A 19,348-nucleotide genomic window follows, 5' to 3' on the forward strand; every position below is an offset into this window, starting at 1 on the left:
TGAGGCCTCGGGTCACGACGTCGGCAGCACACACGCCGCGTCGAGGCCGAACACCCGGTTGAGCCGGCCGAACGACAACCAGGAACCGATGCTCATCGTCAGCTCCACGATCTCGGGCTGGCTGTACTGCGCGGTCAGACGGGTCCAGAAGTCCTCGTCCTCGTCGAGACCGTGATGATCCAGGGCGTACCGCTCGGCGTACTCCGCGGCCAGCCGCGTACGGTCGTCGAACGCATCAGTGGTGCGCCACTGGTTCACCGCGTCCGCGAACGACTCCTCGACCTTCTCGCCGTCGCGGTCGGTCCGCCAGTCGAGGCAGAACAGACAGCCGTTGATCTGCGCGATCCTCAGCCGCGCGGCCTCGAACTCCCGCAGCCCCAGGGTGGTGTGGGCGTAGACGGAGAGGGAGAAGTTCGCGGCGGCGGTACCGATCTCGGGGACGATCTCGCCCCATACGTACTCGATCGGGTGCCTGCCCTCGGGGACGTCGATCCTCATGGCCTCTTCCTTCCCAGTCTGCCCACTGCGGGGCGCAGCGGGACGTCGAGCGCGTCGTAGAGGCCGGGCTTCGCGTCCACGAGCCAGTCGACGGCGTTCACGAGCCGGCCGACGGCCGTCGCGTTGCCGCCCGCGGAGCGGTTCTCGCCCTCGTCGGTCGCCTCGACCGTGACCTCGATACGGGGGCGGCCCTCGATGACCACCCGGTGAGCGCCCACGCCGTCGGGCGGGGTGGGCCAGTCGGGGGCGCAGGAGGGGTGGATCCGGGTGACGTGTTCGATGACGATGCGGGGTTCGCCGCCGACGATGCCCTGGACCTCGAACCGTACGGCGCCCTGGGTGCCGGCCTCGAAGTCGCCCATCGTGCGGGTGGTCACGGTGGATTCGAGGGGGCGGCGCGCCATGGTCTCGCGGATCTCGTCGAGTTCGACGCCGAGCGCCCGGGCCATCAGCCGGATCTGGCCGCCCCACACCATGGTCGGTATGGACGGGGCGAGCATCAGGGGCTCGTACTCCATGGGGTGTCCCATGCCGATGAGATGGCGGACGGAGTCCTCCTGCTCGTACGTCGAGTAGTCGAAGATCTCCTGGCAGCGGACGACGTCGACGGTGGCGCCGAGGCCACTGACGAGCAGCGGCAGTACGTCGTTGCCCCAGCCGGGGTCGACGCCCGAGACGAAGAGCGAGCCGCCGCCCTCGGCGACGGCGGCGAGCACCGGGTCGCGGAACTCGGGCGGGGCGCCGCGGTGGTCGTAGAGCGGGTAGAGCGCGGGCGTGACGACGACCGCGCCGCCCGCGACGGCCCTGACGACGTCGGCCAGCGCCTCGTCGGGCCGGATGTCGCCGGAGGCGGCGTACACCACCGCCCGGGGGCGGGCGGCGAGCACGGCGTCGATGTCGTCGGTCGCCGGCACCCCGAGGGAGCGGTCGAGTCCGGCGAGCGCGCCCGCGTCACGGCCGACCTTGCCGGGGTCGTGGACGAGGACGGCGGCGAGCGCGAGCCCCGGGTGGGCGTCGACGGCCCTGATGGCCGCGCGGCCGACATTTCCGGTGCCCCAGACAACAGTCGGAATCATGCGGGGAGGGTAACCTGACGGATCGTCAGTTCCTAGGGGTAGGGACGACTTCGCGAGACGACTTCACGAGAGCACTTCGAGGCACTGGTTCGAGGGCTGTGGGGGCCTCGGGGGTCGCAACCCGGTCGCAACCTCCGGCGGTGTTCCCTGGAGCCTCGACGGAACGCGGGGAAGGGGCGGGCGATGGATCGACCAGGCGACGCACGTGTGGAGTTGACGCCGGCGGCGGCCGACCTGCTGCGTTCGTTGCGGGAGTCGCACGGCCCGCTGATGTTCCACCAGTCGGGCGGCTGCTGCGACGGCAGCGCCCCGATGTGCTATCCCGACGGTGAGTTCCGTACCGGGGGCTCGGACGTACTGCTCGCCTCGCTGGAGGTCGAGGGCGTCGCGGAGCCCATCGCGTTCTGGATGTCGAAGGCGCAGTTCGAGGTGTGGAGTCACACCCGGCTGATCGTGGACGTCGTGCCGGGGCGGGGCAGCGGATTCTCCCTGGAGGCGCCGGAAGGCGTCCGTTTCCTCATCCGTTCCCGACTGGTCGATTCGTATCCGGATCGCCGTCACTGACGTCTGATCAACTCTGCCGAAACTGCGGAGAAGTGACGGGACGCCAGGGAGCAGACGTGCCGGTTCCGGTTTCGCGCGCACGCGTGTTGTGCACCGTCCTGCTGGCCTGGTGCGCCCTGCTCGCGGGCGCCACGCCCGGCGCGGCCGAGGCCACCTGGACCGAGGTCGCCCGGGGCGTCGCGTACCGCGCCTTCGACGTGCCGGGGGCCGCGGGTCCCGCCCGGGTCCATCTGGTCTCGGTGGATCTGAAGGCGCCGGGGGTCGGCGTCGACCTGCTCACGCCCGGAGCGGTCGCGGCGCGCGCCCGGCTGTCCGAGCTCGCCGACGCGCGCGGCGCGGTCGCCGGCGTCAACGGGGACTTCTTCAACATCACCGAGACCCAGCACCCGGGCGTCGAGCCGACCGGAGCGCCGGTGGGCCCGGCGATCGGCGGCGGGCGGGCACTGAAGGGGGCCGTGCCCACCGGTCAGCGGTTCGGGCCCGCGCTGCCGCCGGGCACCGGCACCCGCGAGGTCCTGGGCGTGGGCGTCGACCGGCGGGCCCGGCTCGGCCGGCTCACCCTGGACGGCACGGTGTCCACGCCCGACGGGCGGCTCCCGCTCGGCGGGCTCAACCAGTACGCGCTGCCCGTCGGCTCGGTCGGGGCGTTCACCGCCGACTGGGGCGCCGCCTCCCGCGTCCGCGCCACGTGCGGTACGGACACCGACCGGGCCGCGCCCTGCACCACCGAGACGTACGAGGTGACGGTGCGCGACGGGCGTGTCGTCGCGGTCGCCGACCCGCCCGGGCGCGGCCCGATCGCCGAGGGCACCGAGGTCCTGGTGGGGCGTGAGGCGGGCGCCCGGCGGCTGCGGGCGCTGGCCGTGGGCGACCGGGTCCGTGTGGGACACCGGCTGGTCGCCGAGGGTTCCCGTGTCCCGTACATCTTCGCGCTGGGCGGCTATCCGGTGCTGCGGGCGGGCGAGCCGCTGCCCGGCCTCGACACGCGCACCGCCGCCGTCCGCTCGGCTGCGGGCGTCGCGGACGGCGGACGCCGGCTCCTGCTGCTCGCCCTGGACGGGGGCCCCGGCTTCCGTACCGGGCTGACCATCGCCGAGCTGGCGGCGGTGCTCGACCAGGTGGGCGCGGTCGACGGCTTCAGCCTCGACGGCGGAGGCTCGTCGACGCTGGTCACCCGCGACCCGGACGCCCCGGCGGTCACCGTGCGCAACCACCCAGCCGGGGGTGTCGAGCGGCCGCTGCCGAACGGCATCGGGATCTTCGCCCGGTCCTGACCGCGACCGGCGCCCACGACGGACACGTTCCGTCACCGAGCGAGGGGCGCCCGCGCTGGCTAGCGTGGGTCACGGCACCCCATCGAGACCTCCATCGAAACCCCCATCGAGAACCCCATCGATCGGAAGAGAGTCACTGTCATGGCCGCACGACCTGAAGGCACACCGGTCTGGACCGACGCGATGTTCACCGACGTCGAAGGAGCCAAGACCTTCTACGGCGACGTGCTGGGCTGGACCTTCGGTGAAGCCTCCACGGAATTCGGCAACTACACCCAGGCGTACCGCGACGGCAAGGCGGTCGCGGCCGTCGTCCCGCCCATGCCGGGCCAGGACGGCGAACCGCAGTCGGCCTGGTGTCTGTACTTCTCCTCGCCCGACGTCGCCGCCACGGCCGAGAAGATCAAGAGCAGCGGCGGCACCGTCCTCATGGAGCCGATGGCCGTCGGCGACTTCGGCTCCATGTGCCTCGCGCAGGATCCGGCCGGGGTCACGTTCGGCATCTGGCAGCCCGGCAGCCACGAGGGCTTCGAGCTGGAGGGCGAGACCGGCTCCTACGTGTGGGCCGAGGTCTTCACCCGGGAGCCCGAGAAGTCGGACGCCTTCCTCACGTCGGTGTTCGGCTACAACGCCAAGAAGATGGCCGACGACACCATGGACTACAAGGTGTTCGACCTGGGCGGCGAGACGCCGGTCCTGGGGCGGATGAAGATGACGCCGGAGGAGTTCCCGGCCGAGGTCCCCTCGTACATCCAGATCTACTTCGCGGTCGACAACTGCGACCAGGCGGCCGACAAGGCCGTGAAGCTCGGCGGGCAGAAGGTCTTCGGCCCGATGGACAGCCCCTTCGGTCGGTTCGCGGCGATCATGGACCCGCAGGGTGCGGCGTTCGCGGTGATCGACACCAGGACGACCGTGGGAGAGATGCCCGAGATGATCTGAGCGGGACAGGACGGTGCCCGGGGCCGCGTACGCGCACCCCGGGCACCGTCGTACGTGCTCCCTCAGCCGCCGTCGCGGACGGCGACGATCCCGTTGAAGACACCGACGTACGCGGTGCCGTCGGGGCCGATGGTGATCGGCGCCCAGTTGTTGTCGTAGGCGGGGCCGGTGCCGGTGAGCCGACGCCAGGCGCGCTCGCCGGTGCGGAAGTCGACGGCCGTCAGGTACCAGGCGTCGACACCGAGGGGGTTCGGCTGCTTCTCGTAGAAATAGAGCAGGCCGTTGGCGGTGGAGAGCTTGGGGACGGTGGAGGGCGAGCGGACGTCGCTCTCCCAGACGGTGTCGCAGCCGCTGCCGTCGCGGCGGACGTCGATCCGGGTGGCGCCGCCGACCACGCTGCGGCCGAAGGTCAGCGTGGTGGGGTTCTCGTAGCCGTAGTTGTTCTCGACGACGAGGCTGTTGCCCCAGCTGATCAGGGAGTTGTCGGTGGTCGAGGCGCCGGATCCGAAGACCGGCACCGTGCAGACCAGGCGGTCGGCGGCGGGGACATCGGTACCGCGCCGGTAGACCAGGACGTTCATCCGGTCGTCGGCGTTGTCGGTGATCGCGACGTACTTCTCGCCGTCAGGCCCGGCGCCGAAGAGGTCGGGCGTGGTGCCCGAACCCTGGTTCACCGAGCCGGGTTTGGTGCCGGTACCCCGGTCGTACGTCTGGCGCCACTGGATCCGCGGCGTGCCGTCCGGCTCGGCGCGGAAGCTGTAGAGGGCGTGGTCGGAGACGATGGAGACACCGTCCGCGGCGACGGAGAACGAGTTCTGGATCTCCTCGCCGTCCAGCCGGATCGAGCGGAGCGTCCCGGTGGCGGGGTCGACGGTGCCGACCCGGCCGAGCCGGGTCACCCACCAGACGCGGCCGTCGTAGTCCGGCATGACGGAGGTGATGGGGTCGCAGACGCCGCTCGGGAAGAGGTTGGTCCAGCTGACGCAGTCGTGCGGGACGTGCGGGGTGAGGTCCCAGTCGTTCTCGACGACGAACTCCCAGGCACCATCGGCTTTCTGACGGTGTGCGATCCGCAGGACGTGCTGGCGGGAGTCGGCTAGGACGACCCGGTCCCGGTCGTCGAGGTAGAAGTAGGCACCGCCGGAGGTGTCCTTGAAGATCCTCGCGAAGTCGAGCCGGGTGATCGCCTCCACGGTCGAGGAGCGCTGCGGCAGTTGGTACTCGGCGAGCGTGTCCAGGGTCCGCGGGTCGAGCAGCTTGAGCAGGAAACCGGAGAACGTGCCGCAGACGGTGAGCAGCCGGCCGCCCGCGTCGAAGGTGGCCGTGGCGCACTCGCCGCCGACGGCCGCGATCTTCTCGCTGGAGACCCGCGGGTCGCGCCCGAGCGGACCGGAGAAGGGGTGCGTACCGCTGCCGGACCCGTCGGCGTGCATCCCGCTGCGCCCGTTGGGCGCGAGATACGGATGCTGGTCGGGCGCGTCGCCCGGCACCGGCCGCGCGGTCGCGGGCGCGCCCTCGTAACGGTCGACGAGCCGGTGGCCGGGCGCCAGGGGTATGTCGTCGGCCAGGGCGGCGGGGGTGACGAAGGCGAGGGCGATCACGCTGGACACGGCGAGCAGGGCGAGCGCGCGGGCTCGTCTCGTGGGGGTGGTCAATGCGGCTCCTCGGGTGCGTACGTCGGTCGCGCCGGCGGCCGACGTTAGGCCCGAGTCCGTGAGATGTACATGGAACTGCCGCTGGTTTCACGGCCACTTGACGCTGGTGAAACGTTCGCGCGGAGCGGTGCCGCGAAACGTTACGGCTTGAGGCTGCTGACCACGTTCGCGGTGGCGGCGACCCCGTTCTGGATGGTAGGCGCCATGCTCGTGCCCGCGAGGAAGAAGCCGAGCAGGGCGCAGACCACCGCGTGGGTGAACTTCAGGCCGCCGTTGCGGATGAAGATCACCGCGAGGACGAGCAAGAGAAGTACGACAGAAACGGACACGGCCATCGCCCACACCCTCCTTGCGCCGCGCCGGAATCGCGGCGTTCGGCGGCCAGTGTGGCGCAGCGGGGGCGCCGTCCGGCCGTACGGCATGTCGGCCGAACGGGTGAGATTCGCGGTCAGCGGTTCAGGAAGGACCGGAGCCCGGCGAGGTCGTCGGTGTTGATGTGGTCGACGCGGGCGGCGCGCAGTTCGCTCCAGAGCGCGTCACGGGCGGGTCCGGGCGCGTCCGGGGTGGCCCAGAAACGGACCCGCTGTCCACGCGCGTGGGCGGTCCGGACGATGGTGTGCAGCCTGGCCCGCTCGTCGGTGGGGAAGGGCCCTTCGCCCCTCCAGCCGAAGGACTGGGTCCAGTTGGAGCTGATGAGCGGGATGAAGGAGGCGGGCGCGGGGGTTTCGGCGGCGAGGTCGTCGAGCCGGCCGTCGTAGAAGGCGTGGCGCACCCGCTGGGCCGCCATGGGGACGCGAGCGGCACGGTCACCGGAGATGACGGGCATCACGGCACCGAGGTGCACGTGTCCGGCGGTGGCGGTAGACAACATCCGCCGGTACGACCGGAGTTGACGGTCGAGCTCCTCGTACGCGGCGACTCCGTCGGCCTTGATGTCGATGATCAGCTGCACGGGACGGCGGTAACCGCGGTACACGTGACCGTGGTTGGCACGCACGCGGGCGAACAGCGGGTCGAGGTAGAGGGAGCGAAGGGTGCGGCTCGGGTCGAGCTCGGCGGGCTCGTGGGCGACGAGCAGCTCCCCGTCCACGAGGAAGATGTCGGCCTCGACGCTGGTGAACCCGTGGGCGAGGGCGTCATGGAGGGGCCGCGCGTGCAGATAGTCGTTGTGCGCGTGCGCCTGCGGCAACGGACGTACGCGGGCGGCGACGGCGGTACCGGGCAGCGCGAGGCCGGCGGCTCCGGCGGCGAGGGCGACGACGGCGGTACGCCGGGACAGGTGCGCCATGGGGCGACTCCGGGGGGTGTCGGGACGAGTGACCCGTACGAGTATGGATACCTCGACACCTCAACGGACCTGCATGGACCAAGAGTTGGCCGCCCGGACGCCGCCCGGCGACCGTACCGCCGCCCGGGGTTCGCCGGGGCGGCGTGGGGGCGGCGGCGTCGGCGGGCGCGACAGAGGCCGGGCTGGGGAGCCCCGACGGACCTGTCCCGGCGGCGCGGCCACCGCGGACCTGTCCCCGGCGGCGCGGCCACCGCAGCCGGGGCCGCGGTGGCCGGAGCGGGCCTGGCTACTCGGCCGCGCCAACGCGCGGGCGGCGCACAGCGGACGCGTTCGACCACCGCGGCCGGGGCCGCGGTGGCCGGTGGCCTGGGGAGCGGCGGAGGCCGTCCAACCCCCGGACGGCGGCCGGGCCGGGAGCCGGTCGGTCCGTCCTCGGCCGGGCCGGCTAGCCCGCCCCGGTCGGCCCGTCCTCCGCCGGTGCGGGCTAGCCCGCTGCCCCGCCTGAGGGGACGGGGAGCCGGCCACTGGCACCTGCGCCGGACGCGCAGTCGGACCACTCGACCGTGCGGTCGCACCAGCGGGTCAGCAGAACGCGGTCGTGGGCTACGGCGAGGAGGCCCGCGCCCGATTCCGCGCGGTACGTCTCCACTGCCGCGACCAGGGCCGCCGTTGTCGAGGCGTCCAGCATCGCCGTCATCTCGTCGCAGATGAGCCAGCGCGGGCGCAGCACCAACGCGCGGGCCAGGCAGGCGCGTTGGAGCTGGCCGTCGCTGACCTCGTGGGGGCGGCGGGCCAACAGGTCGGCCGTCAGCCCCACCGTCGGGGCGAGTTCGGCGAGACGTGCCTCCGCCTCCGCGCGGCGGCCGGTGGCGCGCAGGGGTTCGGCGATCAGATCCCGCAGCCGCAGGCGCGGGTCGGCGGACATCCGGGGCTGCTGGAACACCACGCCCACCGCCGTGCGCAGCGACCGGGGCGCCCGGTGGCGCCAGCCCCGTACGCCCTCGCCGTCGATCGTGACCCGGCCCGCGTCCGGGCGGTGGAGCAGCGCGGCGACCTTCGCGAGGGTCGACTTGCCGCAGCCGCTGGGGCCGAGGAGGCCGACGGACTCGCCGGGTGCGACCGTGAGCGTGGCGCCACGGAAGACCGGGGTGCGGCGGTCGTATCCGGCGGTGATGGCGTCGAGTTCAAGCACGGGGGCCTCCGGGACGAAGAACATCTGTGCCTCCGGCGGGTGTCCGGGAGGCCGGGCGGCCGGCTCCGTCGCGGAGCACCGCCACCGCGCCGGACGCGGAGAGCGGGCCTGCGGCCGCGGCCTGGCCCCGGGCCAGGTCCGGTGTCCGGCCTCCCGGCCTCGGACTGGGCCACGGGCACGGGCACGCGGTCGCCCGCCCGACGGGAGCCGGGGAGGGGGCCGTGACCCGGACCAGCGGCCTCGTGCCCGCAGCCGACGCGACCCCCGTCGCACCGCTACGCATCGTCGCACCGCCCCTCCGGGTGGTGGCAGGCCACGCCCGCGAGCGGCTCCGGCAGCGTGTCGCACGCGTCCGTCGCGAGCGCGCAGCGCGGGGCGAACGCGCAGCCCGGAGGCAGGGCGGTCAGCTCGGGGGGCATGCCCGGGATCGGGGTGAACGCGCGGTCGGGCAGGGCGTTCAGGAGGCCCCGGGCGTACGGGTGCCGGGGGCCCGGCTCGCCGAAGAAACGGTGCGCGGGCGTGGACTCCACGATCCGGCCCGCGTACATCACGGCCACCCGGTCGGCGATCCGTTCCGCCGCCGCGAGGTCGTGGGTGATCAGGAGCAGCGCCCGGCCGTCGTCGGCGTGGCGGCGCAGCTCGTCCACGGTCCGCTCCACGAGGTCGCGGTCGAGGCCGGTGGTCGGCTCGTCGGCGAGGAGGAGCGGCGCGTCGCCGATCAGGGCGAGCGCGGTCGCGGCGCGCTGGGCGAGGCCGCCGGACAGCTCGTGCGGGTACCGGTCGAGGTGCCCGGCCGGGAACGCGGCCCGTTCCGCCGCCTTCTCGGCTGCCGCGCGGCGCTCCCGCCTCGGGACGCCCGTCAGTTCGCGGACGGTCTCCGCCAGCTGGGCGCGGACGGTCCGCACGGGGGTGAGGTGGGCGGCGGGGCTCTGCGGTACGAGGCCGACGCGCCGTCCCCGTACCGTACGGGCCAGGGCCTTCTCGTCGGCGGCGAGCAGGTCGACGCCGTCGAGCAGCGCCGTGCCGGACGTCTCGGCGTTGCCGGGCAGGAGGCCGAGGAGCGCGGAGGCGAGGACGGACTTGCCGCAGCCGCTCTCGCCGACGAGGGCGAGGCACTCCCCCGCCGCCAGGTCGAAGTCGGCGTCGGTGACGGCGGCGACATGGCGTCCGCCGCGCATCCGGAAGCGGACGGAGAGCCCGCGCACGCTGAGGACGGCCTCGTCGGCGCGTTCGGCGGTGACCGCCTGCAGGGCCCGTACGACACGCGAGTCCGGGGTCGGGGCGGTCACAGCATCAGCTCCGATCGGCGGCGCGGGTTCAGCCGGTCCCGCCACGCTCCCGCGAGCCCGGCGATCGCGAGCGTCGGCACGATGAGGAGCAGGCCGGGGAAGAGCGTCGGCCACCAGTCGCCGGCGAGCAGCGAGGAGCGCGCGGACTGGACCAGGTTGCCGAGGCTCGCCTGGTGGCTGGGCAGGCCCAGGCCGAGGAAGGAGAGCGCGGACTCGTGCCACATGGCGTGCGGCACCATCAGGACGGCGGCGAGTCCGGCCTGCGGCAGGACGGCGGGCAGCAGATGACGTACGGTCACCCGCCACCGCGAGGCCCCGCCGGAGATCGCCGCGTCCACGAACGGACGGGAGCGCAGCGAGAGGACCTCCGAGCGCACGATCCGGGCGGTCGACAGCCAGTGGGTGAGGGCGACGGAGACGATGACGGGCCATACGCCCGGCCGGAACATGGCCACGATGAAGATGCCGAGCAGCAGGTGCGGTACGGACGAGAAGGCGTCGACGATCCGCATCACGACCCGGTCGGTCCAGCCGCCCAGGGAGGCGGCCGCAGCGCCGACGGCGGTGCCGATGACGGTGGCGACGAGCGCGGCGACCAGGCCGACGAGGAGCGAGATCCGCAGCCCGTAGACGCACCGGAGCAGCAGGTCGCGGCCGACGTCGTCGGTGCCGAAGGGGTGCTCCCAGGACGGGGGCAGCAGCTTCAGGGAGAGGTCGACGGCCTGTTCGTCCAGCTGGACGATCGGCGGGACGAGGAGGACGGCGAGGAGGACCGCGCCGACGATCCCGGCCGAGGACCACAGGCGCAGCCGGCGGGTACGGAGTTCAGCCATCGAAGCCCACCCTCGGGTCGGCGAGCCCGTACAGCAGGTCGGAGAGGAGGTTGCCGAGGAGGACGGCGGCGGTCGCGAGCACGGTGAGCGCGGCGAGCAGCGGGAAGTCGACGGAGGTGGCGGCCTGGACGGTCGCGGCGGCGATCCCGGGCCAGCTGAAGACGGTCTCCACGAGCAGCGCCCCGGTGATGAGTTCGGGGACGCGGGAGCCGACGAGGGTGAGCATCGGGAGCATTCCGGAGCGCAGGGCGTGGCCGAGCAGGACCGTCCGGTCTCGCAGGCCACGCGCGCGTGCCCCGCGTACGGGGTCCTCTTCGAGGGCGTCGCCGACGCCCTGGCGGACGTACAGGAAGAACCAGGGCAGTTGGGAGATCCCGAGGACCAGGGCGGGCAGCACGAGGTGCGTGGCGACCTGGTCGAAGGTGACGGTGTCGCTGGCGGTGTCGGTGAGTCCGCCGGCGGGCAGGGCGCCGAGCTTCAGGGCGAAGAACCAGATGGCGAGCAGCCCGAGCCAGAAGGCGGGGGCGGCTTCCAGGGTGTACGCGGCGGAGCTGACGGTCCGGTCGAGGAGGCCGCCCCGGCGGCGCCCGGCGAGGACGCCGAGGCCGGTGCCGAGCACGATCGCGAGGAGGAAGGCGGTGGTCGCGAGCAGCACCGACCAGCCGATCCGTTCGGCGATGACGTCGGCGACGGGCCGGCGCATGACGCTGGAGTCGCCGAGGTCGCCGTGGAGCGCGGCGGTGAGCCACTCCCACCAGCGGGTGGTGAGCGGCAGGTCGACGCCGAGGTTGGCGCGGAGCTGGTCGAGGTTCTCCTGCGAGGAGGTCAGCCCGGCGGTGCCGGCGTAGGCCTTGACGGGGTCGAAGGGGGAGGCTTCGGCGACGGCGAAGACGGCGAAGGTGACCGCGAGGAGGACGGGGACGGCGAACAGGGCTCGCCGTCCCGTCATCCGGGCCATGGCCCCCCAGGGGAGGCGCCGGCTCACTTCTGCGCGCCCTTGGGGGTCCAGGCCTCGACGTTCCACCAGGGCCCGGACGCGAGGCCGTGGTCGTGCGGCTCGGTCTGGGTGGTCAGGCCGCCCCAGCTGTCGTTCACGACGTACAGGTGGTCGATGTGGGTGAGGAAGGTGTAGCCGGGGTTCTTCACCAGTTCGCGCTGGACGACGTCGTAGGCGGCGCGTCGCTTGAGGGGGTCGTCGGTGCGACGGCCGTCCTCCAGGGCCTTGTCGACGGCCTTGTTGTCGTACCAGGCCATGTTGTTGAAGCCGTCGCCGCCGAGGCTGGACATCAGCAGCAGGTACTGGTCGAAGTCGGGGTCGCCGGGCGATCCGCCGCCGGCGAGGACCGCGTCGGCCTTCATCCGGGGCTCGATGACCTCCCAGGTGCCGCCCTGGGTCTTGATGTCGATGCCGGCCTTCTTGGCGTCGGAGGCGTAGGCGAGGGCATGGTCCTGGCGGAGCTTGTCGCCGGACAGGTACCAGAGCGGGAACTCGGCCCGTACGCCGTCCTTCACGCGGATCCCGTCGGCGCCGGGCTTCCAGCCGGCCTCGTCGAGGATCTTCTTGGCGGCGTCGAGGTCGTGGCGGCGCTCGGTGCCCTTGGCGAACCACTCGCTGTCGGTGGGGACGGGCCCGTACGCGGGCTTCCCTGCGCCTTCGAGGATCTTGTCGACCATGGCCTGCCGGTCGACGGCGACGTCGAGGGCGCGGCGGACGGCGGTGTCCCCGGTGACCTTGTTGTGGGTGGGGAGGGTGACGGTCCGGTAGTCGTACGTATTGGCGGTGTACGTCTTCTTCGCCTTGTCGCCCTTGAACCCGGCGGCGAGGTTGGGCGGCAGGATGGCGCCGTCGAGGTCGCCGGCGCGCAGCCGGGTGGCGCGCACGTCGTCGTCCTTGATGATCGCCATGGTGAACTTCTTCACCTTCGGCTCGCCGCCCCAGTAGGTGGGGTTGGCCTTGAAGCTGAGCTTCTCGCCCTTGGACCAGTCGGTCAGGACGTACGGGCCGGTGCCGACGGGCTTGGTGGTGAAGGCGCCGGTGTTGACGTCCTGCTTCCCGGCGACGTGCTCGGGGGCGACGGCGAGGACGGTGCGCTCGGCGAAGGGCGCGTAGGGGTACTTCAGAGTGAAGACGACGGTGTCCTCGCCGACGGCCTTGACGTCCTTGAGGGCGTCCAGCTCGGTCTTGGAGGGGTTGTTGGTCTTCGGGTCGAGCACGGTCTTGTAGGTGAAGACGACGTCCTTGGCCGAGAAGGGCTTGCCGTCGCTGAACGTCACGCCCTTGCGGAGCTTGTACGTGTACGTCAGCCCGTCCACGCTGACCTGCGGCAGCTCGGCGGCGAGGGCGGGCCGCAGCTTCATGTCGGTGTCGAAGGCGAGGAGGCCGTCGAAGACCTTGGAGTTGCCGTCCTTGCCGTAGCCGAGGAGGGGGCTGAGGGTCTCGGGCTCGTACGCGATGCCGACGACCGCGGAGTCCTTCGGGCCGCCGGAACCCGCGGCGGTCCCGCCCGGGTTCGAACAGGCCGCCGCGGTGAGGGCCAGGGAGCCGGCCAGCGTCACGGCGGCCACGCCGCGTATGGATCGGGCCGTCATCGTGCCCACACCCCTCTTCAAGATCAACCGTTATTGCGAACAACTCGCAATTAAACAGTATGTAAAGGGGTGCGGGCACATGGGCCCCTTACCGCGCGGTCACGCGGGCGCCGGGAGACCGACCAGCGCGGCGATGGCGTCCTGGTGCCGCCCCGCCGAACCGAGGGCGATCTGGTCGGACTTGGCCCGCTTCAGGGCCAGGTGGGCGGGGTGCTCCCAGGTCATGCCGATGCCGCCGTGCAGTTGCACACACTCCTCGGCCGCATGGACGGCGACCTTCGAGCAGTACGCCTGGCCGACGGCGATGGTCAGCGGCGCCTCGGGGCTGCCGGTGGCGAGCGCGTCGGCGGCGGCGCGGGCCGCCGCCCGGGCGTTCACGATCTCCAGCCAGAGCTGCGCCATGCGGTGCTTGAGCGCCTGGAAGGAGCCGACGGGCCGGTTGAACTGATAGCGGGAGCGGGTGTGGCGGACGGTCTCCTCCAGGCACCACTCGGCGAGCCCGAGCTGCTCGGAGGCGAGCAGCCCGGCCCCGGCGAGCAGGCCCCGCTCGACGGCTGCGGTAGAGGCGGCCGCGTCGGCGAGGAGGGTGCCGGATCCGGAGCCCGTGGTCACCGCCGCGAGCGGGCGGGTCAGGTCGAGCGGGGACTGCGGCGCGATCGTGGCCTCGGTGGCCGGGACCGCGTACAGGCCGTCCGCGCGCGGGACGAGGATGACGTCGGCGGCGAGGGCGTCGGCGACGCCGGTCACCGTGTCGTTCAGAGCCGGTTCCGCGCCCGGCGCCGTGGACAGGGGCAGCGCGAGCACCGCGACCGTACGGCCGGCGGCGAGGTCCGCGAGCAGCTCGGCGACCGGGGCGCTCGCGGCGTCCAGGGCGAGCAGGGTCTCCGTCGCGATCACCCCGCTGGTGAGGTACGGCGCCGGGGTCACCGCGCGCCCCAGCTCCTCCAGGACCACGGCCGCCTCGCGGTGGCTCGCGCCCTGGCCGCCCAGCTCCTCGGGGACGAGGAGTCCGGCGGCGCCGATCTCGCCCGCGAGGGACTTCCAGAGGCCGGGGACGTACGGGTCGCCGGTCTCGATCCGGCCGAGCAGCACGCTCGGGTCGGCCCGGTCGGTGAGCAGGGAGCGGACCGCCGACCGCAGGTCGTCCTCGGTCTCGGAGTAGAGGAGGTCAGTCATCGCGCGAGGTCCTTCCAGGCGACGTCCTTGTCGTTGCGGGGCTCGGAGGGCAGGCCGAGGACGCGCTCGGCGACGATGTTGAGCAGGACCTCGGTCGTACCGCCCTCGATCGAGTTGCCCTTGGAGCGCAGATAGCGGTAGCCGGCGTCGCGCCCGGTGAAGTCGACCAGTTCGGGGCGGACCATCGTCCAGTCCCCGTACAACAGCCCTTCCTCTCCGAGGAGTTCGACCTCCAGACCGCTGATGGCCTGGTTGAGACGGGCGAAGCCCAGCTTCATCGCGCTGCCCTCGGGGCCGGGCTGTCCGGCGACCAACTGCTGGCGCAGCCGCTCGCCGGTGAGGCGGGCCACCTCCGAGTCCACCCAGAGGTCGAGCAGCCGCCGGTGGAGGTCGTGGGTGCGCAGCTCGGGGCGTTCGCGCCAGGTCGCGGCGATCGGGCCGATCATGCCGCCCTCGCGCGGGATGCGGGCGCCGCCGATCGAGACCCGCTCGTTCATCAGGGTGGTCTGGGCGACCCGCCAGCCGTCCCCGGTCTCGCCGAGCCGGTGGGCGTCGGGGATCCGGACGTCGGTGAGGAAGACCTCGTTGAACTCGGCCTCGCCGGTGATCTGGCGCAGCGGCCGCACCTCGACGCCCGGGTCGGTCATGTCGCAGATGAAGTACGTGATGCCCTTGTGCTTGGGCAGGTCGGGGGCGGTCCGGGCGATGAGGATGGCCCAGCGGGCGACGTGGGCGCTGGACGTCCACACCTTCTGGCCGTTCACCACCCAGTCGCCGGTCTCCTCGTCGCGGACGGCGCGGGTGCCGAGCGCGGCGAGGTCGGAGCCGGCGCCGGGCTCGCTGAAGAGCTGGCACCAGACCTCCTCGCCGACCCAGAGCGGCCGGAGGAAGCGCCGCTTGACCTCGTCGGAGCCGTACGCGAGGAGGGTCGGCGCGGCCATGCCGAGGCCGATGCCGATCCGGCGCGGGTCGTTGTCGGGGGCGTCTGCGGCGGCGAGTTCGGCGTCCACGACGGCCTGCAGGGAGCGCGGGGCGTCGAGTCCCCCGAGGCCCTCGGGGTAGTGGACCCAGGCGAGCCCGGCGTCGAAGCGGGCGCGCAGGAAGTCCGTACGGTCCGTGGAGGCGGGCGGGTGGTCGGCGAGCAACCGGCGGGTACGGGCGCGCAGTTCGTCGGCGTCGATAGCGTCGGCCATCACGCGGCCCCTTCCGGCAGGACGACCAGGCGGCCGGTGGTGACGCCTTCGCTGACGCGCTGCACGGCGTCGGCCGCGCCCTCGAACGGGACGCGCTCGCTGACCAGGGGCTTGATCAGGCCCTTGGCGGCGTACTCGGTGAGGGTCTCGTGGCAACGCAGGATCGCCGCCGGGTCCTTGAGGTTGTAGAGGCCCCAGTGGAGTCCGACGATCGAGTAGTTCTTGACCAGGGCGTGGTTGAGGGCCGGCGAGGGGATGGACCCGCTCGCGAAGCCGACGACCACGATCCGGCCCTCGAAGGCGACGACCTTCGCGGACTGGGCGTAGGCCGCGCCGCCGACGGGGTCGTAGATGACGTCGGCGCCCCGGCCTCCGGTGGCCTCCTTGACGGCGGCGATGACGTCCTCGGAGCGCCGGTCGACGACGACGTCGCAGCCGAGCGTCCGGGCGACCTCGGCCTTGTCCGCCCCGCCGACGACTCCGATGACGGTGGCGCCGGCCGCCTTGCCGAGCTGGACGGCGGCGCTGCCGACGCCGCCCGCGGCGGCGTGCACGAGCAGCGTCTCGCCCTCCTTGAGGGCGGCGCGCCGGTGCAGGCCGAACCAGCCGGTCTGATAGCCGATGTGGAGCGCGGCGGCCTCGGCGTCGTCGAGGGCCTCGGGGGCGGGCAGCACGGCCGCCGCGTCGGCCACCGCGTAGTCGGCGAAGCCGCCGTACGGGAGGGCGGGGGTGGCGATGACCCGCCGGCCGTCCTCGGTCTCACCGCAGATTTCCACCCCGGGGGTGAAGGGCAGCGGCGGCCGCACCTGGTACTGGCCCCGGCAGAGCAGGGCGTCGGGGAAGTTGACGTTGGCGGCGCGCACCTTGAGGAGGAGCTGCCCCGCGCCGGGCGTGGGCGGGTTGACCTCGTCGCGCTGCATCACCTCGCCCGGCTCGCCGTTCTCGTGCACTCGCCATGCCTGCATCGCGGTCCTCCACCAGCCGTCGTCCGTACTGCGCGGTCGGTCGCATACTAAGCGGTCGCTTGTCGGCCGCGGAACCACCTTCCCGGTACTTCTTCGACGCTCGGTACGTCTTCGATGCTCAGCACTTCTTCGATGCTCGGTACTTCTTCGACACTCAGGACTCCTTCGGCTCCGAGGACTGCTTCGGGCGGGCCCGTACGTGCATTCGTTCGCCCTGCGGCCCGAACAGGCTCAGGAACTCCACCGGCCCGTCGGACGTGGGCCCGAACCAGTGCGGTACGCGGGTGTCGAACTCGGCCGCCTCCCCCGCCCCCAGGACGACGTCGTGCTCTCCCAGGACGAGCCGGAGCTTCCCGGACAGCACGTAGAGCCATTCGTACCCCTCGTGGACGCGCGGGTCCGGCTGCTCGTACGGCTTCTCCTGCACCACCTTGTACGCCTGGAGGCCGCCCGGCTGGCGGGTGAGCGGGAACATCGTGCGGCCGTGCCGGACGATCGGTTTCCCGCGGACCCGGGGATCGCCGACCGGCGGCGCGCCGACCAGCTCGTCCAGCGGCACCTGGTGGGCGCGGGCGATGGGGAGCAGCAGCTCCAGGCTGGGCCTGCGCTGACCGGACTCCAGCCGGGAGAGCGTGCTCACCGAGATCCCGGTCGAGGCGGACAGGTCCCCCAGGGTGGCGCCGCGATCGCGGCGGATCCGGCGCAGCCGTGGGCCGACCTCGTTCAGCACGGTGTCGATGCGGTCGTCCCCGGTGCCCGGTGTCTCTGCTTCCGTCATACGTCCATCATGCCTCGCGTTGCGGAAACGGCAAGAATGTTTGTCATCCCGCCGACCCGGAGCGACGCTCCCGGGCATGAGCGAGAACACGAACGAAGCGCAGAAGTACGACGTCGTGGTGGTCGGCGGCGGCGCGGCGGGGCTGAGCGCGGCCCTCGTCCTCGGCCGGTCGCGGCGCCGAACGCTGGTGGTGGACGCAGGCGAGCCGCGCAACGCCCCGGCCGCCCACATGCAGGGCTACCTCTCCCGGGACGGGATGAGCCCGGCGGAGTTCCTGGCGACGGGCCGGCGCGAGATCGCCGCGTACGGGGTGGAGTGGACGGCGGGCCGGGTGACCGGGGCGGTACGGGACGGCGGCGACGCCGACGGTTTCGTGGTGACCGTGGACGACGGCCGCCGGGTCCTGGCGCGCCGGCTGATCGTCACCACCGGGCTCGTCGACGAGCCGCCCGCGATCGACGGGGTCGCCGAACGGTGGGGGCGGGAGGTGCTGCACTGCCCGTACTGCCACGGCTGGGAGGTCCGCGACCAGGCCTTCGGGGCGATCGCGCACCCCGTCTTCGGCGCGCATCAGGCGCTGATCGTCTCCCAGTGGTCCGCGGATGTGACCCTCTTCCCGCACACGTACGGGCCGCTCCCCGAGGAACAGAGCGCCCAGGTGGCGGCGGCCGGCATCGAGGTGGTGCCGGGCGAGGTGGCCGGGCTCGCTGTCGAGGACGACCGGTTCACCGGCGTACGGATGGCCGACGGCCGGTTCGTGGCGCGTGACGTGCTCTTCGTCGGCACCCGGACGACGCCCCGGGACGGACTGCTGACCGCGCTGGGCGCCGAGACCCGCGCGACACCGCTCGGCCCGTTCGTGGCGGTGGACGAGACGGGCCGGACGAGCGTGCCGGGCGTGTGGGCGGCGGGGAACGCGACCGGCGCCCACGAGCAGGTGATCAACGCGGCGAGCGGGGGCTACCGGGCCGGCGTGGCGATCAACATGGAGCTGATCATGGCGGACCTGGACCGCAAGGTCGCGGCGCTCACGGTGGCCGGCTGACAGGGGCTCGGTCTACGGCGCCCCCCCTCGCGGTCTGCTGACGGGGCTTCAGTTCTCTGCCGCATCACGCTATCGATGCGGCATGACGAACGCAGAGACCGAGACGGATCCGCCCGGACTGCCCGCCCCTCCCCCGCTCGGCGCGAGCGCGCTGCCGCCGGGGACGTACGAGGGGAGGGTGGTCCTGGTGACGGGCGGCGGGACGGGTCTCGGGAAGGCGATCGCGGCCGAATTCGCCCGGCTCGGCGCGGAGTTGATGATCGTCGGCCGGACGGCCGCCCGCCTTGAGGCCGCGCGGCGGGAGCTGACGGAGATCGCCGGGACCCGGGTGGCGACCGCCGTGTGCGACATCCGCGAACCCGGCGCGGTCGCCGGGGCCTTCGACGTCTGCGAGGCGGACCTCGGCTCCCGGCCGGACGTCCTGGTGAACAACGCGGCCGCCAACTTCCCCGTTCCGGCGGAGGAGTTGTCGCCGAACGGCTGGCGCGCGGTGGTCGACATCACGCTGACCGGGACCTGGTTCATGACCCGGGAGTTCGCCCGGCGCCACCTCGCCGCGCGGACCCCCGGGTCCGTCGTCAACGTCGGCGCCTCGTACGCCTGGACCGGCGGCCCCGGCTTCGCCCACTCGGCGGCGGCGAAGGCCGGCGTGAAGAACCTGGTGGAGACGCTGGCCGTGGAGTGGGGGCCGTACGGGATCCAGGTCAACGGTCTGGTCCCGGGGCTGATGCCGCACGAGGACATGACGGCCGACATCCGGGGCGCGCTGGCGCGGGCGCCGCTCCAGGATGCCCGGCAGCCGGCGCTGCGCGTCGGGTACCCGCGCGAGCTGGGCTGGGCGGCGACCTTCCTGGCCTCGCCGTACGCGCGGTTCGTCTCCGGGCACACCCTGGTGGTGGACGGCGCGAACTGGCAGCGCCGCCTCCTCGTCAACGACCCGGTGGTGCCGGTCCGCGAGCAGCTGGGGCGGGGCCGGTTCGGGGAGTGACGC

General features: G+C 73.0%; 19 protein-coding genes. 5 read left to right on the top strand and 14 right to left on the bottom strand.

All coding sequences use genetic code 11. The features are described 5' to 3' along the window. Window positions 1-12: 12 nt before the first annotated feature. Both Q5762_RS02010 and Q5762_RS02015 read right to left on the bottom strand, forming a co-directional pair. The gene (locus Q5762_RS02010; protein WP_315890120.1) at window positions 13-498 is read right to left on the bottom strand and encodes a carboxymuconolactone decarboxylase family protein; all 486 of its coding nucleotides are present in this window, start codon (window positions 496-498) and stop codon (window positions 13-15) included. Beyond that, on the bottom strand, window positions 495-1,574 hold the full coding sequence (locus tag Q5762_RS02015; RefSeq protein WP_315890121.1) for a dihydrodipicolinate reductase: 1,080 nt from the start codon (window positions 1,572-1,574) through the stop codon (window positions 495-497). Before Q5762_RS02015 ends, Q5762_RS02010 begins: the two co-directional genes overlap by 4 nt. 183 nt (window positions 1,575-1,757) lie before the next feature. Between Q5762_RS02015 and Q5762_RS02020 the strand changes: the two genes are divergently transcribed. The 3 genes from Q5762_RS02020 (at window position 1,758) to Q5762_RS02030 (ending at window position 4,354) form a co-directional block, all read left to right on the top strand. Beyond that, entirely contained in the window at window positions 1,758-2,138 is a 381-nt protein-coding gene (locus tag Q5762_RS02020) for a DUF779 domain-containing protein (protein ID WP_315890122.1), read from the top strand. Window positions 2,139-2,194: 56 nt separating this feature from the next. Further along, on the top strand, window positions 2,195-3,412 hold the full coding sequence (locus tag Q5762_RS02025; RefSeq protein ID WP_399494214.1) for a phosphodiester glycosidase family protein: 1,218 nt from the start codon (window positions 2,195-2,197) through the stop codon (window positions 3,410-3,412). A 141-nt stretch (window positions 3,413-3,553) separates the two neighbouring features. Then, entirely contained in the window at window positions 3,554-4,354 is an 801-nt protein-coding gene (locus Q5762_RS02030) for a VOC family protein (protein WP_315890123.1), read from the top strand. Window positions 4,355-4,416: 62 nt separating this feature from the next. Here Q5762_RS02030 and Q5762_RS02035 read toward each other — a convergent pair whose 3' ends face one another. The 12 genes from Q5762_RS02035 to Q5762_RS02090 all read right to left on the bottom strand — a co-directional run bounded on the left by Q5762_RS02035 (window position 4,417) and on the right by Q5762_RS02090 (window position 17,312). Next, window positions 4,417-6,009 (bottom strand): hypothetical protein, encoded by a 1,593-nt coding sequence (locus Q5762_RS02035; protein WP_315890124.1) that lies wholly within the window; start codon window positions 6,007-6,009, stop codon window positions 4,417-4,419. Window positions 6,010-6,149: 140 nt separating this feature from the next. Continuing rightward, entirely contained in the window at window positions 6,150-6,344 is a 195-nt protein-coding gene (locus tag Q5762_RS02040; protein WP_315890125.1) for a hypothetical protein, read from the bottom strand. Between the two features lie 113 nt (window positions 6,345-6,457). Then, window positions 6,458-7,297: a phosphatidylinositol-specific phospholipase C/glycerophosphodiester phosphodiesterase family protein gene (locus Q5762_RS02045; protein WP_315890126.1), complete on the bottom strand. Its 840-nt coding sequence runs from the start codon at window positions 7,295-7,297 to the stop codon at window positions 6,458-6,460. A 484-nt stretch (window positions 7,298-7,781) separates the two neighbouring features. After that, entirely contained in the window at window positions 7,782-8,489 is a 708-nt protein-coding gene (locus Q5762_RS02050) for an ATP-binding cassette domain-containing protein (protein WP_315890253.1), read from the bottom strand. A 275-nt stretch (window positions 8,490-8,764) separates the two neighbouring features. Beyond that, complete coding sequence (locus Q5762_RS02055) at window positions 8,765-9,778, bottom strand: ABC transporter ATP-binding protein (RefSeq protein WP_399494217.1); 1,014 nt, start codon at window positions 9,776-9,778, stop codon at window positions 8,765-8,767. After that, window positions 9,775-10,611 (bottom strand): ABC transporter permease, encoded by an 837-nt coding sequence (locus Q5762_RS02060; RefSeq protein WP_315890127.1) that lies wholly within the window; start codon window positions 10,609-10,611, stop codon window positions 9,775-9,777. Before Q5762_RS02060 ends, Q5762_RS02055 begins: the two co-directional genes overlap by 4 nt. Beyond that, entirely contained in the window at window positions 10,604-11,569 is a 966-nt protein-coding gene (locus tag Q5762_RS02065) for an ABC transporter permease (protein ID WP_315890128.1), read from the bottom strand. The genes Q5762_RS02060 and Q5762_RS02065 overlap by 8 nt, the downstream gene beginning before the upstream one ends. Window positions 11,570-11,592: 23 nt before the next feature. Then, a complete protein-coding gene (locus Q5762_RS02070) occupies window positions 11,593-13,200 on the bottom strand; it encodes an ABC transporter substrate-binding protein (RefSeq protein ID WP_315890129.1) in 1,608 nt (535 codons plus the stop codon). Window positions 13,201-13,299: 99 nt separating this feature from the next. Beyond that, entirely contained in the window at window positions 13,300-14,376 is a 1,077-nt protein-coding gene (locus Q5762_RS02075) for an acyl-CoA dehydrogenase family protein (RefSeq protein ID WP_315890130.1), read from the bottom strand. Next, window positions 14,373-15,569 carry an acyl-CoA dehydrogenase family protein gene (locus tag Q5762_RS02080; RefSeq protein ID WP_315890131.1) on the bottom strand — a complete coding sequence of 399 codons (1,197 nt, stop codon included), beginning with the start codon at window positions 15,567-15,569 and terminating at the stop codon, window positions 14,373-14,375. Before Q5762_RS02080 ends, Q5762_RS02075 begins: the two co-directional genes overlap by 4 nt. Then, window positions 15,569-16,534, bottom strand: a complete 966-nt coding sequence (locus tag Q5762_RS02085; protein WP_315890132.1) for an NADPH:quinone oxidoreductase family protein — start codon at window positions 16,532-16,534, stop codon at window positions 15,569-15,571. The genes Q5762_RS02080 and Q5762_RS02085 overlap by 1 nt, the downstream gene beginning before the upstream one ends. 154 nt (window positions 16,535-16,688) lie before the next feature. Beyond that, complete coding sequence (locus Q5762_RS02090) at window positions 16,689-17,312, bottom strand: XRE family transcriptional regulator (RefSeq protein WP_315890133.1); 624 nt, start codon at window positions 17,310-17,312, stop codon at window positions 16,689-16,691. A gap of 76 nt (window positions 17,313-17,388) precedes the next feature. Here Q5762_RS02090 and Q5762_RS02095 point away from each other — a divergent pair, with 76 nt between their 5' ends. Together Q5762_RS02095 and Q5762_RS02100 are read left to right on the top strand one after the other, a co-directional pair. Continuing rightward, entirely contained in the window at window positions 17,389-18,357 is a 969-nt protein-coding gene (locus tag Q5762_RS02095) for an NAD(P)/FAD-dependent oxidoreductase (protein ID WP_315890134.1), read from the top strand. An 82-nt stretch (window positions 18,358-18,439) separates the two neighbouring features. Next, a complete protein-coding gene (locus Q5762_RS02100; protein ID WP_315890135.1) occupies window positions 18,440-19,345 on the top strand; it encodes an SDR family oxidoreductase in 906 nt (301 codons plus the stop codon). Window positions 19,346-19,348 lie beyond the last annotated feature (3 nt).

This window comes from Streptomyces sp. P9(2023) (assembly GCF_032436795.1).
Lineage (GTDB): Bacteria > Actinomycetota > Actinomycetes > Streptomycetales > Streptomycetaceae > Streptomyces.

What these genes read in the sequence shown, in the direction of transcription:
- Q5762_RS02100 (WP_315890135.1), top strand. Translation starts at nt 18,440, where the DNA reads ATGACGAACGCAGAGACCGAGACGGATCCGCCCGGACTGCCCGCCCCT.
- Q5762_RS02015 (WP_315890121.1), bottom strand. Translation starts at nt 1,574, where the DNA reads ATGATTCCGACTGTTGTCTGGGGCACCGGAAATGTCGGCCGCGCGGCC.
- Q5762_RS02070 (WP_315890129.1), bottom strand. Translation starts at nt 13,200, where the DNA reads ATGACGGCCCGATCCATACGCGGCGTGGCCGCCGTGACGCTGGCCGGC.
- Q5762_RS02010 (WP_315890120.1), bottom strand. Translation starts at nt 498, where the DNA reads ATGAGGATCGACGTCCCCGAGGGCAGGCACCCGATCGAGTACGTATGG.
- Q5762_RS02095 (WP_315890134.1), top strand. Translation starts at nt 17,389, where the DNA reads ATGAGCGAGAACACGAACGAAGCGCAGAAGTACGACGTCGTGGTGGTC.
- Q5762_RS02020 (WP_315890122.1), top strand. Translation starts at nt 1,758, where the DNA reads ATGGATCGACCAGGCGACGCACGTGTGGAGTTGACGCCGGCGGCGGCC.
- Q5762_RS02075 (WP_315890130.1), bottom strand. Translation starts at nt 14,376, where the DNA reads ATGACTGACCTCCTCTACTCCGAGACCGAGGACGACCTGCGGTCGGCG.
- Q5762_RS02060 (WP_315890127.1), bottom strand. Translation starts at nt 10,611, where the DNA reads ATGGCTGAACTCCGTACCCGCCGGCTGCGCCTGTGGTCCTCGGCCGGG.
- Q5762_RS02030 (WP_315890123.1), top strand. Translation starts at nt 3,554, where the DNA reads ATGGCCGCACGACCTGAAGGCACACCGGTCTGGACCGACGCGATGTTC.
- Q5762_RS02080 (WP_315890131.1), bottom strand. Translation starts at nt 15,569, where the DNA reads ATGGCCGACGCTATCGACGCCGACGAACTGCGCGCCCGTACCCGCCGG.
- Q5762_RS02090 (WP_315890133.1), bottom strand. Translation starts at nt 17,312, where the DNA reads ATGACGGAAGCAGAGACACCGGGCACCGGGGACGACCGCATCGACACC.
- Q5762_RS02040 (WP_315890125.1), bottom strand. Translation starts at nt 6,344, where the DNA reads ATGGCCGTGTCCGTTTCTGTCGTACTTCTCTTGCTCGTCCTCGCGGTG.
- Q5762_RS02065 (WP_315890128.1), bottom strand. Translation starts at nt 11,569, where the DNA reads ATGGCCCGGATGACGGGACGGCGAGCCCTGTTCGCCGTCCCCGTCCTC.
- Q5762_RS02085 (WP_315890132.1), bottom strand. Translation starts at nt 16,534, where the DNA reads ATGCAGGCATGGCGAGTGCACGAGAACGGCGAGCCGGGCGAGGTGATG.
- Q5762_RS02045 (WP_315890126.1), bottom strand. Translation starts at nt 7,297, where the DNA reads ATGGCGCACCTGTCCCGGCGTACCGCCGTCGTCGCCCTCGCCGCCGGA.